Here is a 15,488-nt window from a genome sequence, read left to right on the forward strand (position 1 = left end):
CGTAACCAGTACCGTATCCAGTGCGTAACCACGTACGCTCGCGCAGCGTACGCGGCGCGGAGCTGGCGAACGGGCGTCCTCGCAGGTCACATTGGCGGCATGACTGCACCGCCCGCCGCGCGACACCCGCTCACGGCACCGACGTTCACGCAACGCTTCAGCTCGACCCCGCTGGGCGCGCGCCTCGCGAGACATCTGGCCCTGAACCAGCTGCACGCCTGGGGCATCCGCTACGGCTCGGAGGCGTCGGAGCGGGCGGCGGTGGTCGTGGCGGAGCTGGCGGCGAACGCGGTGACGCACGGCCGCGTCCCCGGCCGGGACTTCGAACTCCGCCTGTCCCTGCCCACCGGTTCCCTCCGCATCGAGGTCACCGACACCCGGGCGGAACGCCTGCCGCCGGGCCCCGGCGCCGTACCGCCGCCCCGGCCCCTCGCCGCATCGGGGCGCGGCCTGATCCTCGTCGACGCCCTCGCCGACCGCTGGGAGGTCCAGGACCGTGTGCCGCCCGGCAAGACGGTGCTGGTGGAGATCGACCTGCCGCGCTGGCTGACGCTGGTCAAGCGCCTTCCGGAGCGCCGGCCGCCGAAGCGACGCGGTACCGGTGGAGCTGCCAGGACGTGTACACCATGACGGGGACGACGACGGCGGGCACCAGCCACCACGGGAGGCCGAGCCACACGGACGGCAGCCCCACACCGAAGCACGCGACGAGCAGCGCGAGGAGCAGCGGCTTGCCGTACGCGGCCCACGTACGGTGCTCGCGGGCGCCGGTCAGCCGCATCGCGCCGAGCCAGAACCCCAGGGCCGCCAGCAGTCCCGCGAACGTGCCGATCGCGGCCGTCATCTGGGGTTCGTCGCGAGGCTCGTCGGAGGTGCTCTGCCGGTTGTCTCCGCGGCTGAGCACCACGACGTCCCCGCGCCAGACGGTGCCGGTGACCCGGTCCCCGGGCCGCAGTCGCTCCAGCAGGGGGTCAGGGTCGCCGAATGCCACGGTTCCGTTCCAGAAGGGCGCGCCGGACAGCGTCGCCTCGTAACTGCTGCCTCTGCCCGGCTTGTTGCGGGTGCCGTCGACGGTGAACGGGAGCGTCCGCAGACAGTCCTCCCACGCCGCCGCCGGGACCCCGGCGGCACACGGCACGGCCGCCCCGTACGCCTCGTAGCGATCCCTGTCCCGGGGCAGCCACACGGTGAACACCAGGACGCAGGCCAGCAACGGGGCGAGGGACAACGTGAGCAGTGTCGCGCCGATTCTCATGGCCACAGCTTCACGCGGCGACGACCGGGCAGACAACGGAGGCGTCGGGCAGCCTCGCTCCGTGCTTCGCTGCGGGGGTCCGGCAGCGAAGCACGGAGCAGGCGGCTACGACGTCACCGTCAGCAAGTCCCGCTGGTCCTCCGGAAGTTCGACCTTGTCCGCGTACAGCAGCGCGTGCCCCGGGTCGAAGACCAGGGCCACCTCGCCCGCCAGGCCGCCGTTGGAGCTGAGCACCTGCACCACCTGGTCGCCGAGGCGGACGTCGTACTCGTAGCGGGAGCCGACGTAGGAGCTGGTGATGACCTGGGTGTCGAGGCGGTTCATGCCCGCCGGGGTCTCGGTGGAGGCCACCACCTCCAGGCGCTCGGGGCGGACCGCGACCGTGACCGAGTCGCCCGTCGGGACGCGCCGGTCGCTGTCGACCCGTACGACCTCCCCGCTCGCGTCGAGGAGCACGGTGTGCCGGGTGCCGTCCACGCTCACCACCTTGCCGGTGAGGAAGTTGCAGCGGCCGACGAACGCGGCCACGGCGGGCGCGGCGGGCTTCTCGTAGATCTCGTGCGGCGTGCCGATCTGGATCATGTTGCCGCCCTCCATCACGGCGATCCGGTCGCTGAGGGCGAGCGCCTCGTCCTGGTCGTGGGTGACGTAGACGGTGGTGATGCCCAGCTCCTCCTGGAGCCGCTTCAGCCAGGCACGGGCCTGCTCGCGCAGCTTGGCGTCCAGGTTGGAGAGGGGCTCGTCGAGGAGCAGGACCGTCGGGGAGTACACCAACGCCCGTGCCAGGGCGACGCGTTGCTGCTGGCCGCCGGAGAGCTGGTGGGGGTAGCGGCCGCTGAGCGCGGCGAGGCCCACCTTGTCCAGGGCGTCGTGGATCAGCGTCCTCTGCTTCTCCTTGGGCACCTTGCGGATGTTGAGGGGGAGGGCCAGGTTCTTCGCGATGGTCATGTGCGGCCACAGCGCGTACGACTGGAAGACCATGCCGAGGTTGCGCTCCTCGGGCGGAAGGAAGACCCCGGCGGCGGCGTCCACGAACGGCCGGCCGCCGACCGCGATCGAACCCTCCGTCGGCTGCTCCAGGCCCGCTATGCAGTTCAGCGTGGTCGACTTGCCGCAGCCGCTCGCGCCGAGCAGCGTGAAGAACTCGCCGTCCTTGATGGTGAAGGTGACGTCCCGCAGGACGGAGTTGTCGCCGAACGTCTTGGCGAGGTTCTTGACGGTCACCTCAGGCATGGTGCTTTCCCTTCATGAGCAGTCCAGCGAGTGCGACGAAGACCGCGGTGATGCCGATCTGGAGGGTGGCCAGCGCGGCGACGGATCCGGCCCTGCCCTGCGTCCAGAGACTGAGCATGGTGGTGCCGAGGATGTTGTTGTCGGCCGAGGAGAGGAAGACGGCCGGGGAGTACTCCTTGAGCATGATCACGAAGGTGAGGATCAGCGCGCCCGCGAACGCCGGTGTGATCAGGGCCCGCAGGACGCGGAAGAACGTCATCAGCCAGTCGGCGCCGGAGACGCGGGCCGCGTTGTCCAGCTCACCGCCGATCTGCATGATCGCCGGGGCGACCGAGCCGAACGCGCTGGGCAGCGCCCGCATGCCGAAGGCGATGATGACGGCGTAGATCGTGCCCTGGAGGACCGATCCCATCCCGAAGGGCGCCAGCGCGAAGGCCCAGAAGAAGCCGATACCGATGATGATGCCGGGCAGGGACTGCGGGATCAGGGCCAGGTACTCCACCGCGCGGCCGAAGCGGAACGTCGAGCGCCGGGCCACCATCACCGCGAACACGGCCAGGGCGGAGACGACGACCGAGCCGACACCGGCCACGATCATGCTGTTGTAGAGCGACTGCACGTAGTTGTCGGAGTCGAAGACGATCTCGTAGTTCTTCGTCGTCACCGTCCGGAACGGGGACTGGAGCGGGGTGAAGACGAGCGTGAAGGACCGCATCACCAGGCCGGCGATCGGAACCAGCGCGCCCACGATCACGTAGAACCAGATGCACGCGATGCTGACCCACTTCAGCCAGCCCAGGTCCAGCTTGCGCGGCCGGGTGACCTTGCCGCGCACGGACACGAACCGGGCCGCGTCCTTCAGCAGCTTCGCCTGCACGGCGACCAGGCTCAGGGTGACCACGAGGATCACGGTCGAGGCGGCGCCCAGCATGGTGTAGTCGGGGTCCACGGACTGAAGTCCGTTGTGGTAGAGGAAAGTTGAGAAGACGTCGATGCTGACCGGCTGGCCGTAGAGCAGCGGCACGCTCAGCGTCTCGATGGAGACGGAGAAGACGAGGATCGCCGAGTACACGATGGGCGGCCGCAGCAGCGGCACGATCACCTGCGCGAGGATCCGGAAGGGGCCCGCCCCGCAGACCTGGGCGGCCGATTCCAGGGAGGCGTCGGACTGCCTGAGCGCGTTGGCGCAGAAGACGTACGCGATCGGGGCGAGCGCCACGGCTTCCGTCAGCGCCATGCCGGGGATCGAGTACAGGTTCCACGGCACCGAGCCGAAGAGCTGCTGCACCTTGACGCTGACGAACCCGGCCGGGCCGTACATGATGATCCAGCCGAAGCCGAGGATCAGCGACGAGATGAAGAACGGCCACTGCATGGCGAGGGCGATCAGCCGCCCGCCCGGCAGCTTCGTACGGACCACCACGATCGCCATCGGGATGGCGATCGCCAGGCTGAGGATGGTGGTCAGCGACGCGAACAGCAGGGTGTTCAGGGCGACTTCACCGAAGCCGGCCTTGGTGAAGAGGTCGGTGTAGCCGCTGAGGGTGAACGCCCCGCCCGCCTCGTAGAGCGGGCGGTTGCGGATGCTCTGGTAGAGGGTCGGGACGATCGGGGCCAGCACCAGCACGGCGAGGAACGCCAGGACCGCGTACTGGACGGCCGTGTCCCGTCCGATGCCGAAGGGGCGGCGGTAGCGCGGTGGCCGGAACGTCTCCGCGGGTGTCTCGTCCGCCGGTGTGCGGGGTTGCTGGGTGAGGGTTGACATCTGAGCTGACTCCGATCGTCCTTGAAAGCTGCCTGCCTACGGAGTCCGGCTACTTGCGGAGTCCGTCGAAGCGCTCCAGCCAGGCCGCGGCGTCGTCCTTGGAGACCTGCTCGTACTTGACGTGGATGATGTTCTCCTCGCCGACGGCGTCCACGACCTCCTGGTAGGTGTGCAGGCCCTCGCCCTTCACGCCGTCGCGGTACGAGGCCAGACCGCCCTCGGCGACCGCGCGCTGACCCTCCTCGGAGAGGGCGAAGTCCATGAAGAGCTTCGAGGTGGCCGGGTGCGGCGCCTCGGCGGAGATGCCCATGCCGCGCGGCAGGACGACCGTGCCGTCCTTCGGGAAGACGATCTTCACCAGGCCCGCGCTGTCCTCGACGACCGGGTAGGCGGGGGAGGCGCTGATCAGGAAGCCGGCCGTGTACTCACCGGCGACGATCTTCTCCAGCTGGGTGCCGGAGGAGGTCTCCGGGCGGGTCAGCGGAAGAATCTTCTCCAGGTCGTTCCACGCCTCCGGGTTGCCCTCGGTGAGCGCCCGCGTGATGGTGAAGCCGAACGAGCCCTCCGGGTCGCGGACCGTCACCTTGTTCTTGTACTTGGCCTCGTCCCCCGTCACGATCTTCGCGAAGTCCGTCAGGGTGGTCGGCGGCGTCTCCATCAGCGAGGTGTTGTACGCGATGGTCATCGGGTCCTGCGACAGCGAGTACACGCTCGGCAGCAGCTCGGCGCTCTCGCCCAGCTCCTCCAGCTCGGGCGACTTGTACTCCAGGACCGTGTCCTTGCGGGCCGAGAAGTTCGACCACGCGGTCGCCGCGCTGGAGATCAGCACGTCCGCCGGGGAGGAACCGGCCGCGTTCTCCGACAGGGTCTTCTGGAACAGCTCGTCGCTGTCCAGCTCGTTGACGGAGACGGTCTTGATGAAGTCGTACTTCTTCTTGAAGTCCCGGACGATCGGCGCCATGTTCTCGTCGCCGAGGTTGGAGTAGACGGTGAGCTTGCCGCCCTCCTTCTCCGCGGCCGCGATCAGGTCGGCGTAGTCCGCCGGGTAGTAGTCCGGCACCTTGCCCGCGGAGATCTTGTTCTCCGCCACCTTCGGCGCGTCGGTCTCGCCACCGCCGCAGGCGGCCAGGGTGCCGAGGGCGAGCGTCGCGGCGCACGCGGTGACGACGATGCGTCGAGTGCTGGTCTGGCTGGATCTGGCCATGGTTCTCCTCCTGGCGCGTGCCGTGTGGCAGCTGTTGCCGGGAGGTTAGGGATCCAGGTCAGGCCGGTAAATCCTTCACCCGTCAGAGCTCTTACTGCTCGTATTGGTCGTTGAGTTAGTGACGCGAGTCACCCTCGCTGAGCAGGGGTGGCTGGCCGAGAATGATCGCCCTTGAGATGTGCCGTGAGCTGCTGGAGCCGCTCCCAGGCCCCGGGGTCCGTCCCGTCCCCGAGGGGGTAGTGCAACGCCGGACGCGTCGTCGGGCCGAGGTGCTTCGGGAGCACCTGGACCGGTGGCCGGCGCGCACGGTCCAGGCCGATGGTGTGGACATCGTCCGGGCCGAGCGTGAAGGCGTGCGGGATCGGCGGGCCCTCCAACCGGGGCGCGGTCGTCAGGTCGGCGCGGGCCGCGCGCACCGACGTCAGCATGGTCCGCAGCCCGTGCTCGCGGACCAGGGTGTCGGCCAGCGCCTCGATCCGGTCCAGCGGCGGGTCCTCGTCGGCGGCGTATCCGAGGGTGAGGACCGTGTCCTCCTCCACGCCCTTCGTCGTCCGGGTCACCCGGACCGTCGCCATCGCCGGCCGGTCCGGGGTGCCGACCACGAGCAGCTGCGAGGGCTCGGGCGCCCGCTCCCGGGCCAGATCCGTCAACTGCCGTGGCGACCAGGGGAGGTTGACCGGTTCGGCCGTGCCCCAGCCCGCCGGTGCCGTGCCGGTCAACGCCTTCCAGGCCGCCTCCAGGGCGCCGCCCAGCAGGAGATGCTCGTCGGCCCGGTGCACGGTGCGGAGGGCGACGATCAGCTGTCGGCCGGGAGCGTCCTCGTCCGCCGGGGCGTTGTGGGGGGCCACTGCCGTCGCGTCGCTCGTGTTTCCTGTCGGGCCTCCCGTCCGGTCGTCCGCCGTCCGGTTCGCCGGGGCGCCCGCCGCGCCCCGGGTCCCGCGCGTGAACGCCGCCGCCACCGCCGCCGTCCCGTCCTCCGCGAACGCGGGCGAGAACGCGCCGTCCCGCCAGCGCAGCACCGCCCCCGACAGCCCGTCGTAGTACCCGCACTCCGGGTCCTGGACCACCCAGCGGTTGGGGACGCGCGCCAGCGTCGTACGGGCGGCGGGGGTCAGCCGTACGCCGCCCGGCGTGACGATCTGCAGGGACCTCCGGGACACCACCGCCGTCCGCATGATCTCCGCGAGCCAGCTGGTCAGCGCCACCACCGGCCGGTCGATGAGGACGACGGCCGCGTTCTCCGTCACCACGTCCACGGCGGGCTGCCCCGACCCCGCCGACGGCACGGCGGACACGTCGACCACCTTCGTGCTCGCCGCCCCGGGCGGCCAGGTCGAGCCGCCCAGCAGGGCGTTGAGCCGCCCGCACACCACTCCCGCGAGCCGCTCCGCCTCCGGGACGGCCGTGGAGGCCCGCGCCTCCGTCCACCAGTACGGGGGCGCAGCGCTCTGCCCGAGCAGCCGCTCCGCCTCACCGGGGACCTGGACCAGCACCGGCGACTCCACGGACACCAGCGGGCGGCCACCGGGCCCGTGCAACTGGACGACCGCGCCCTCGGCCGCCGCCGACAGGTCCAGGTCGGAGCCGCCGGCGTACAGGCTCGCCATGAGGGCCCAGACGTCGGGCATCTTCGGGGTGAGGGCGATGACGTCCCTGGTCACGGGCGGTGGCCCTCCTCGCTGTCGGAAGCGCTGTCGAGCGCGGTCTGGATGAGCTGGTGCGGCCGGCCCCGGCGGATCAGCGTGCCCCGCCCGGTCGGCTGCGCCGAGGCGTACAGGCCTGGGAAGAGCTGGCCCTCGCTCCGCTCGCCGGTCATCAGCAGCGCGGCCGTACCGGTCTCGCGCAGGGTCTGCAGCAGCGGCTCGTACATCGCCCGGGAGGCGCCCGCCACCCGGCGCGTGATCACGAAGTGCAGCCCGATGTCCTGCGCCGACGACACATACGGCAGGAACGGGGCCAGCGGCTGCTGCCCGGCGGTGGTCAGGATGTCGTAGTCGTCGACCAGGATCACGATCCGCGGGCCCTGGAACGCGGGTTCGTCGGTCAGCGCGTCCGGGTCGGCGCTCTCCGGCATCCGCTTCTCCAGCTCGCTCGCGATCCCGTTCGACAGCCCCGCCGCGAGCTTCGCGTTGTGCGCGTACCCGCCCCGGTACGGCTCCGGGATCACGCCCCGCAGTCCGCGCCTCGGGTCGAACACCCCGAAGACCAGCTCCTCGTCCGAGTACCGCTCGACGAGTCGCGCCGCGACCAGCTTCAGCAGGTTCGTCTTGCCGCACTCGTTGTCGCCGAGGATCAGCAGGTGCTGGTCCGAGCCGAACAGGTCGAGCAGCGCGGGCGCGAGCGCGTCCTGGTCCACCCCGATCGGCACCCGGTGCGGCTCGGCGACCACCGACGGCAGCCGGTCCGAGGGCAGCCTGGTCGGCAACACCCGTACCGGAGCAGCCAGTTCACCGTGCCAGGTCGAGCGGATCGTGCGGGCCGCGTCCTCCAGCGCCGGGGCGAGATCACCCGTCGACGGCCGCCCGTCGAGGCGGGGGAGGGCCGCCTGCGCGAACAGCTTGCCGTCGGTCAGCACGCGCCCCGGGGTGTCCGGCGACAGCGTCTCGGAGAGCTTGCGGTCCACGCTCGAATCGCTCGGGTCGTTGAGCCGCAGCTCCACCCGTGTCCCGAACATCGACTGCGTCGCGATCCGCACGTCGTTCCAGCGCAGCATGCCCCCGACGACATGGATGCCGTACCCGCCGCCGCGCTTGAGCAGCTCCACGACCGTGTCGTCCAGCTCGGCGAACTCGTCGCGCAGCGCGCCGAACCCGTCGATGAGCAGGACGATGTCCGTCGAACCCAGCTCCCGCAGCCGGCCCTGCCGGCGCAGCTGCCGCAGCTGGTCGACGGAGTCGATGCCGTGCTCGCGGAACAGTTCCTCCCGCTCGATCAGCATCGTCCGCACCTCGGCGACCGTCCGCGCGGCCCGCTCCCGGTCCGCCCGCCCCGCGATCCCGCCGACGTGCGGCAGCCCGGAAAGGGCCGAGAGCCCGCCACCGACCAGGTCGAGGCCGTAGATGCCGACCTCGGCGGGGGTGTGCGTCGTGGCCAGCGACAGCGCGAGCGTCCGCAGCAGGGTCGTCTTGCCGGACTGCGGGCCGCCGATCACCGCCGCGTGCCCGCCCGCGACCGTCAGGTCGAGCACCCAGTGCCCCTGCCACTGTTTCGCCGGGTCGTCCAGCACGCCGAGCGGCACCCGCAAAGGGCCTTCCGCGGTGGCCAGTCGCAGCCCCCGCTCGTCCACCCGTACGGGGCCCGCCGCCGCGTCCAGCGTGATCGCGTCCGGCAGCGGCGGCAGCCAGATCCGCCGCACCGGGCGGGCGGCGGCGGCCAGTTGGTCCACCATCACCGACATCACGGTCGGCCCGGTCTCCCGCTTCGTCGCCTTCGGCTCGTCGGCGACCTCGCCGGCGGGGGGTGCGCTCTCCAGCGTGTTGTACGTCGGATACGGCCAGGCGAGCGGCGTGTCGTCGTCCTGCGCCGCCGGCGCCGGACCCCGGTACGCGCCCGACACGTACCCCGCCTTGAACCGCTCGTACGTCGAGGTGTCCACCTTCAGATAGCCGAAGCCCGGCAGCGGCGGCAGATGGAAGGCGTCGGTGGTGTCGAGGACGGTCCGCGACTCGTCGGCGGAGAAGGTGCGCAGCCCCAGCCGGTACGAGAGATAGGTGTCGAGCCCCTTCAGCTTGCCGCCCTCGATGCGCTGGCTGGACAGCAGCAGGTGCACGCCGATGGACCGGCCGATGCGCCCGATGGAGAGGAACAGGTCGATGAAGTCCGGCTTGGCGGTGAGGAGTTCACCGAACTCGTCGATCACAACGAAGAGGTGGGGCAGCGGTTCGAGGTCGGGCCGCCGGGTGGCGCGCAGGGCGGCGTAGTGCCCGATGTCGGCCACGTTCCCCGCGTCCTTGAGCACCTGCTGCCGCCGCTTGACCTCGCCCGCGAGGCTGGAGTGCACGCGCTCGACGAGCCCCGCCTGGTTCTCCAGGTTGGTGATCACACCGGCCACGTGCGGGAGTTCGGTGAACGGGGCGAAGGTCGCGCCGCCCTTGTAGTCGACCAGGACCAGGGCCAGGTCCTCGGGGGAGTGGGTGGCGGCCAGCGCCAGCACGAGGGTGCGCAGCAGCTCGCTCTTGCCGGAGCCGGTCGCGCCGACGCACAGGCCGTGCGGGCCCATGCCCAGCTCCGAGGACTCCTTGAGGTCCAGCAGCACCGGCTCATGACGGTCCGTCACCCCGATGGGCACCCGCAGGAACTCCCGCTCGCCGCGCGGCGCCCACAGGTCGTGCAGGTTCAGCAGGGCCGGGTCGTCGATGCCGAGCAGGCCCGGGAAGTCGACGGGCCCGGTGACCGGGGTGCCCTCGGCGGCCGACTCGGCGGACAGCCGCAGCGGCGCGAGCAGCCGGGCGATCCCCTCGGCACCGGCGGCGGTGACCTGGTCGGAAGTACCGTGCGCGGCCGGGACGGTGTGCGGTTCCGCCGTCGCGAAGGGGTCCGGGGCGCGCAGGTCCTCCACCACGACCCGGTCGCCCCGCACGGTGATCCGCACCGACACCTGATCGGGCTCGTGCACCTGCTCCTGAAGCAGGTGCAGCACGGTGACGCCCATGTCCGCGAGCCCCACCGCCGTGTCCGGACGCGGCAGTTCGACGGCCGTCTCCCCGTACTCGTCGCTCACGACGAGCATCCGGGACGCCAGCCCGAGCGCCTTGCGGTCGGCGAGCCCCCGGCGCACCTCCGCCGCGTACGACGCGCGCCGGCCCAGCTCGTGCCGGAAGTGCCGGGCCAGCTGCGGCAGGCTCGGCGCGATCCGGCGGGCTGCCACCGGGCCGTCGTGCTCCTGTCCGTCCAGCACATGGGGCAGCCACTTGGCCCACTCCCAGTCCGCCAGCCGCTCACCCGGCACACCGAGCGCCACCGCCACGTCGTCGGGCGCGTGCGAGACGGCGACCTGGACGAGGAGCGCGCGGGCCACCCGCAGCACACCCTCCCGGTCGCCGACCACGCTGACGTTGCCCGCGCGGTCCAACGGCACGGTGATCGGGCAGCCGCCCACGACCGAGTAGCGAGCCAGCAGTGCCCGCGCCTCGTTCAGCATGAACGGGTCCGGCGGGGTCATCACCCCGCCCTGGTTCTGCCCGATGGCCACACCCGCCACGGGTACGTCACCGGTGCCGACACGTACCCGCAGGAAGTCCACGTCCTGCCGCCGCCGCTCCCAGAGCCGGGCGGGGTCGCGCACCAGGTCGTACAGTGCCTCCGGGGGCGGATTCAGCACGCGCGCGAGTGCCCGCCGCTCCCGTTCCTCGGCCCCGAACTCCTCGCGCAGCTCCTCCAGATACTCCAGGTACCGCTCGCGCTGGGTGCGCCGGGTGCGCTGGGCCTTGCCGCGCTGGGAGAGGAACAGGGCGACCGCGCCGAGCAGCGCGATGACCAGCACCATCGCGCCGATGGCCGCGAACTGGCTGTTGCGGATCACGGTCATCATCACGACGGAGCCCATCACCCCCGCCATCGGCAGCAGCGCCGTGGCGGCCGTCCCCGCCTTGCCCTCCGGGAGGTTCGGCGGTGGCTCGATGGTGCGGGCACCGGCGGCACCGAGCGGCCGGGTGCTGCGAGCGGGCCGGTGAATCAACTCCTGGGTCACGGACGGGCCCCTTCCGCACACGACTGGTCGTTCATCGCATCCTCACCGCGCGGGTCATCGCCTCCGCCGCCAGGGTGATCGCCGCCGCGCGGGTCTCCTGGCCCAGCAGCGCCGTGCGGATGGGGCCGCCCTGGGCGAGGTGACGGTCGTAGGGGACGGTGACGACATGGACGCCGGACTCCTTGAGGTGGGCGACGGCCGTGGCGCGGTCCAGCGTGACGTCGGGGGAGTTGGCGGTCAGTGCGACGACGGTCGAGGAGAGCGCGGAGTGCGGCAACTGGCCCAGCCAGTCCAGGACCTGGCGGGTGCCGTTGACACCCTCGGCGGTCATCGGCGCGACGACCACCCGCGCGTGGGCGGTGTCCATCGCCGTACGGGCCACCTCGCCCGGCAGGGTCTCGCAGTCCACCACGGTCACCGCGAAGTAGCGCCGCAGCGCGAGGGTCACCGTGCGGTACGTACGGATGTCCAGCGGGGCCCCGACCCGGCCCTGGCTGGCGGGCAGCAGCCAGCCGCCGTCCGAGACGGGCACGAGGTAACCGGTGACATCGGTGAGCTGCATGGCCGGGTTGAGGATCCGCGCGAGGTCGGCCGCCGCCCAGCGCACCGAGTCGGCGCCCATCCGCACCGGCAGCGTGCCCAGCGCGGCGTCGGCCTCCAGCGTCAGCACCGGGTCGTGCCGGTAGTGGTTGAACGTCCGGCCCAGCAGCGCGGCCATCGTCGACTTCCCGACGCCGCCCCGGATGGACGTCACCGCGATCACCCGCCCGGTGGTCACCGGTTGCTGCAACTCCCGCGCGATCCGCGTCTCCTCGGCGACGTCCTGCGCGGCCGACCCGGCCAGCTTCCGAAGGGACCGCCCCGTCCGCCGGGCCACGGACTCCCCGTGCTGAGGCCGCCCGAGCGCATGCGCCAGCCGAGGATCGATGGTGGGCACGGAATCGGGGGCGTGCAGGGGGGTCTGCGGGGTGTGAGGGGTCCGGGGGGCAGGGGAGCCCCCGGGTGCGGTGTGCTCTCCGGGCGCGGGGGAGGTCCCGGGGATCGGGTAGGGGTCTTCGGCGGGGCGCCGGGCCCCGGCGGGTTCGGCTGCGAAGCGAGGCTGACTGCCGGGTTGTCCGGACCCGGCCGATACACCGGGACGGCCCGGCCCGGCCACTCCACCGGGCAGCCCTGGTCCAGCCGCGTCACCGGCCCACCCACCGGGCGCGCCTGCCGACGACGGGGCAGCCGCCAGGGGGAGCCCGGTCCGAGGATCCACCGTGAGGGCGTGCGGCACCGCCGGCCCTACGCCGGGCGGTTGCGCGCCGGACGTGAGCTCCACCGGCGGTTGCCCGAAGGGTGCTGCCTGCACCGGCGGCTGCGCTCCGGGCACGGCCTGCACCGGCGGTTGCGCGGCCGGCATGCCCTGGGCGGGCGCCTCGGGCCCCTCAGGCCTGCCCACAGGCATGCCGCCCTCCGGCGTGCCCGGCGTGCCCGCTGTGCTCGGCTGTTCCGGAGGCTCCGGAGGTCCCGCCGGCTCCGACGGTACCGAGCGCACCAACCTCAGCGTCGGCTCGGCCCGGCGGGTCGGTGGGTGTGGTGGCTCGGGGGTTGCCTGGTCGCCCCCGTCGACCGCTTCCTCTCGGCCCAGCTCGCGCAGCACATCCCGCTGCCAGTCCCCTGCCTGCGCCATGTGCGGCCCCCAGCTCCTAAGCGAACGTGTCGAGCAGTCGTCCGTACACGCCGAACACCCCGATGAGCAGCGGGAACAGGGCGATGACGCCGATCGATTCGAGGGTGTCGCCGAAGCGCCGGAGCCGTACGCGGACGTGCTCGGCGGGCTGCACGGCGAGCACCAGCAGCGGCAGGGCGGCGAGCAGGACGAGGACGGCGAGCGGACCGGCCGCCTCGCCGGAGTGGTCCAGCCACGCCGACACCAGCCGCACGGCGAGCACGGCCGCCGCACCGAGCAGCACCACGACCTCGACGACCAGCGGGAACGCCCGTGCGCGCAACGCGAGGACGACCATGGTGACGACGGCCAGCAGCACGGTCCACTTGGTGGGCGCCCGCAGCGCGAAAACTCCGGCGGCGGTCGCCGACACGGCCATCGTGACCGTCGCCAGCGCCAGCCCCCGGTGCGTGGCGGTGAGGGCCGCCGACACCTGGAAGCGGCTCACGGACGCACCCCCGGAGCGCCGGTCGTCGAGCCCGGAGAGCCCCGACGCCATCAGCGCCATTCTGGGCAGCAGCCCGAGCACGACCACGGAGACCACGGCCAGCACGGCCCCCACCTCGGCCTGCTCCGGCACCGACGACGACACCGTCCCCGACACCGCGACGGCGACCCCCAGCCAGCACACCGAGACCCCGGCCAGCGCCCCCGCCCCGACCAGCCCGCCCCGCCCGAGCGGCGTGAACGGCCCGAGCAGCGCGAGCGTGCCGACCCCGGTGGCAGCCATGGCCGCGACCTGCGGCATCCCGGTCCACCGCTCCGCCTCCGCCCACGTCGACGCACCCAGCAGCCCCAGCGCACCGGCCGTCACGATCAGCGTCGTGGCGAGCCCCCGCTTCCCCGCCCGCCCCAGCAGCGCGCCCGCGAGCGCCACCACCAGCGCAACAGCGAGGAGCGTGCCGGCGACGACCCCGGGCTCGTACGCGTCCCGTGCGAACAGTCCGGCGGCGACGGCCCAGCCGACCGTGGCGAGCCCGGCGGTGATCCGGCGTGTGGCCGGCCCCCAGCGCAGGCCCCGGGCATCGAGATCTTCGGCGGCCTCGTCCGTGACGTCGTGCACGACGGGCGCCGACGGCGCGTCCTCGGCCCGGACGAGCCGCAGTACCGCGCCGTCCGGTATTCCGGCCGTCTCCAGGGTGCTGTCGTGCGCCAGCGCCGATCCGTCCGCCGTGACGAGATGCCGCAACTCGGGCCGCTCGCCCACCCGGTCGTCGAGCAGCCGCATGATCTCCGGCAGCAGCAGCCCGACCGGCTCCCGCGACGGCAGCACGAGGTCCACCCGCCGCCGCTCACCGACCAGCGTGACCCGGCTGAGCGCCGTCCGCGCACCACCCGTGACCTGCCCCAACGTCCCCGTAGCCATCACGTGATCGAACCTATCACCGGGTGGATTTGCCGGTCGGGGCTGTGGAAAACCCTGTGGAAAACGTGGAGGACGGGGTGGCGGACGGGGTGAACGACGGCTGCACCGAACCCCCGTACGGACTCTTGCCGATGATGCGGTTCGACACGAACGACCACCCCACACACCCCGCGCACAACACCGCCGCGATGACGATCCCGGCGAAGACCTTCCCGACCCGTTCGTCCACCGAGCGCCGCTGCCGCTGCGCCCCGAACAGCAGGGCGTCCCGCAGCCGTCGACGCCGCACCGACACCGACTCCAGCAACTGGCTGTCGTACTCCTGCGCTGCCACGGCTACGGGACCCCGTTCACTTCGTCTCTCGGAGCCGGCCCGTCAGCCGATCTGGTCGACCGCCGCGCGGGCCTTGGCCAGCGTCGACTGGGCCGTGCCGTCATTCTGTTCGAGCGTGGTGCGCACCAGGCGGATGATCTCGCGGACCTCGCCCGCCGCCTTCTTCCAGCGCTCTTCCTTGCCGTGGTAGTCGTCCGAGACACCGTCCGCCTGGAACTCGGTCATCGCGGCCTTGACGGCGGCGTCACGGTCGCCGAGCACCCGCTCCAGCTGCCCCACGATCGTGCCGAGCGCGGTCTGCACCTCGCCGGAGGCCCCGGTGTCGTACGAACGGCGGTCCTGGTTCTGAGCCATGAGTACTTCCCCCTCGTTCCTACTCGTTCCTGCTCGTCGCTGCCTATCGGGCGCCGAAGCGGGCCGCGTCGAAGTTGGCCAGGCCCATGTTCTGGTTGGCGTTGTCCTGGGACTCCACGTCACCGGTGCCGAACGCGTTGTCCATGCCCGACTGGCCGCCCAGGATCGCGGCGAGCGAGCCGTTCAGGTCGGCGGTGATCTCGTCCGCGCGGTTCTTGAACGAGTCGAACGCCACCTTGCCCGCGCCGTTGAACTTGCCCTCCAGCGGCTCCGCCGCGCTGATCAGCAGCTGGATCAGCGTCCCGAGGTCGTCGCTCGAACCGAGCGTGCTCTTCCCGAGCTCCGCCAGGGTCGTCGCCCCCATGTCGAACTTCACGTCGTGTCCACCCCCGTGTGTCTGGGTCACCTACGTCTCGAACATGGTCTCCCACAACGCGTTGCACCCGCAACGCGCTTGCCGGGCCGGTGACACCATCGGAACACAACTCGAACACCCTTGTGGCGCCTCACCGCTGCCGAGAAAAATTCCTGAACCGCCGTGCAACCCTCCCCCCACCTCGCGGGTCGTACTTGGCAT

At 71.9% G+C, this 15,488-nt stretch carries 12 protein-coding genes; 1 reads left to right on the top strand and 11 read right to left on the bottom strand.

All coding sequences use genetic code 11. From position 1 onward, the window contains the following. Positions 1-99 precede the first annotated feature (99 nt). Positions 100-630, top strand: coding sequence for an ATP-binding protein (locus tag P8T65_RS29760; RefSeq protein WP_316728256.1), 531 nt, complete (start codon positions 100-102; stop codon positions 628-630). On the opposite strand, the gene P8T65_RS29765 is transcribed toward P8T65_RS29760, so the two are convergent. The 11 genes from P8T65_RS29765 to P8T65_RS29815 form a co-directional block, all read right to left on the bottom strand. Further along, positions 557-1,255, bottom strand: a complete 699-nt coding sequence (locus P8T65_RS29765) for a hypothetical protein (RefSeq protein WP_316728257.1) — start codon at positions 1,253-1,255, stop codon at positions 557-559. The genes P8T65_RS29760 and P8T65_RS29765 overlap by 74 nt on opposite strands. A 105-nt stretch (positions 1,256-1,360) precedes the next feature. Next, positions 1,361-2,488 carry an ABC transporter ATP-binding protein gene (locus tag P8T65_RS29770; RefSeq protein ID WP_316728258.1) on the bottom strand — a complete coding sequence of 376 codons (1,128 nt, stop codon included), beginning with the start codon at positions 2,486-2,488 and terminating at the stop codon, positions 1,361-1,363. Continuing rightward, positions 2,481-4,253, bottom strand: a complete 1,773-nt coding sequence (locus P8T65_RS29775) for an iron ABC transporter permease (RefSeq protein ID WP_316728259.1) — start codon at positions 4,251-4,253, stop codon at positions 2,481-2,483. The genes P8T65_RS29770 and P8T65_RS29775 overlap by 8 nt, the downstream gene beginning before the upstream one ends. 49 nt (positions 4,254-4,302) lie before the next feature. Beyond that, entirely contained in the window at positions 4,303-5,457 is a 1,155-nt protein-coding gene (locus P8T65_RS29780) for an extracellular solute-binding protein (protein ID WP_316728260.1), read from the bottom strand. A gap of 128 nt (positions 5,458-5,585) precedes the next feature. Then, a complete protein-coding gene (locus P8T65_RS29785; protein ID WP_316728261.1) occupies positions 5,586-7,118 on the bottom strand; it encodes a DUF6177 family protein in 1,533 nt (510 codons plus the stop codon). Continuing rightward, entirely contained in the window at positions 7,115-11,146 is a 4,032-nt protein-coding gene (gene eccCa / locus P8T65_RS29790; RefSeq protein ID WP_316728262.1) for a type VII secretion protein EccCa, read from the bottom strand. The genes P8T65_RS29785 and eccCa overlap by 4 nt, the downstream gene beginning before the upstream one ends. Positions 11,147-11,177: 31 nt before the next feature. Beyond that, on the bottom strand, positions 11,178-12,023 hold the full coding sequence (locus tag P8T65_RS29795) for a type VII secretion protein (protein ID WP_230211623.1): 846 nt from the start codon (positions 12,021-12,023) through the stop codon (positions 11,178-11,180). An 811-nt stretch (positions 12,024-12,834) separates the two neighbouring features. Then, on the bottom strand, positions 12,835-14,223 hold the full coding sequence (gene eccD, locus P8T65_RS29800; protein WP_316728263.1) for a type VII secretion integral membrane protein EccD: 1,389 nt from the start codon (positions 14,221-14,223) through the stop codon (positions 12,835-12,837). 16 nt (positions 14,224-14,239) lie between these two features. Then, on the bottom strand, positions 14,240-14,557 hold the full coding sequence (locus tag P8T65_RS29805; RefSeq protein ID WP_316728264.1) for a hypothetical protein: 318 nt from the start codon (positions 14,555-14,557) through the stop codon (positions 14,240-14,242). 42 nt (positions 14,558-14,599) lie between these two features. Continuing rightward, positions 14,600-14,911: a pore-forming ESAT-6 family protein gene (locus P8T65_RS29810; RefSeq protein WP_005486398.1), complete on the bottom strand. Its 312-nt coding sequence runs from the start codon at positions 14,909-14,911 to the stop codon at positions 14,600-14,602. A gap of 43 nt (positions 14,912-14,954) precedes the next feature. Beyond that, complete coding sequence (locus P8T65_RS29815) at positions 14,955-15,287, bottom strand: hypothetical protein (RefSeq protein ID WP_184893891.1); 333 nt, start codon at positions 15,285-15,287, stop codon at positions 14,955-14,957. Positions 15,288-15,488: the final 201 nt, after the last annotated feature.

Origin of the sequence: Streptomyces sp. 11x1 (assembly GCF_032598905.1) — a bacterium.
In the GTDB taxonomy this organism is placed as follows: domain Bacteria; phylum Actinomycetota; class Actinomycetes; order Streptomycetales; family Streptomycetaceae; genus Streptomyces.

Excerpts from the sequence above, each read along its gene's own strand:
- P8T65_RS29760 (WP_316728256.1), top strand. The coding sequence starts at position 100 with ATGACTGCACCGCCCGCCGCGCGACACCCGCTCACGGCACCGACGTTC.
- P8T65_RS29765 (WP_316728257.1), bottom strand. The coding sequence starts at position 1,255 with ATGAGAATCGGCGCGACACTGCTCACGTTGTCCCTCGCCCCGTTGCTG.
- P8T65_RS29770 (WP_316728258.1), bottom strand. The coding sequence starts at position 2,488 with ATGCCTGAGGTGACCGTCAAGAACCTCGCCAAGACGTTCGGCGACAAC.
- P8T65_RS29775 (WP_316728259.1), bottom strand. The coding sequence starts at position 4,253 with ATGTCAACCCTCACCCAGCAACCCCGCACACCGGCGGACGAGACACCC.
- P8T65_RS29780 (WP_316728260.1), bottom strand. The coding sequence starts at position 5,457 with ATGGCCAGATCCAGCCAGACCAGCACTCGACGCATCGTCGTCACCGCG.
- eccD (WP_316728263.1), bottom strand. The coding sequence starts at position 14,223 with ATGGCTACGGGGACGTTGGGGCAGGTCACGGGTGGTGCGCGGACGGCG.
- P8T65_RS29810 (WP_005486398.1), bottom strand. The coding sequence starts at position 14,911 with ATGGCTCAGAACCAGGACCGCCGTTCGTACGACACCGGGGCCTCCGGC.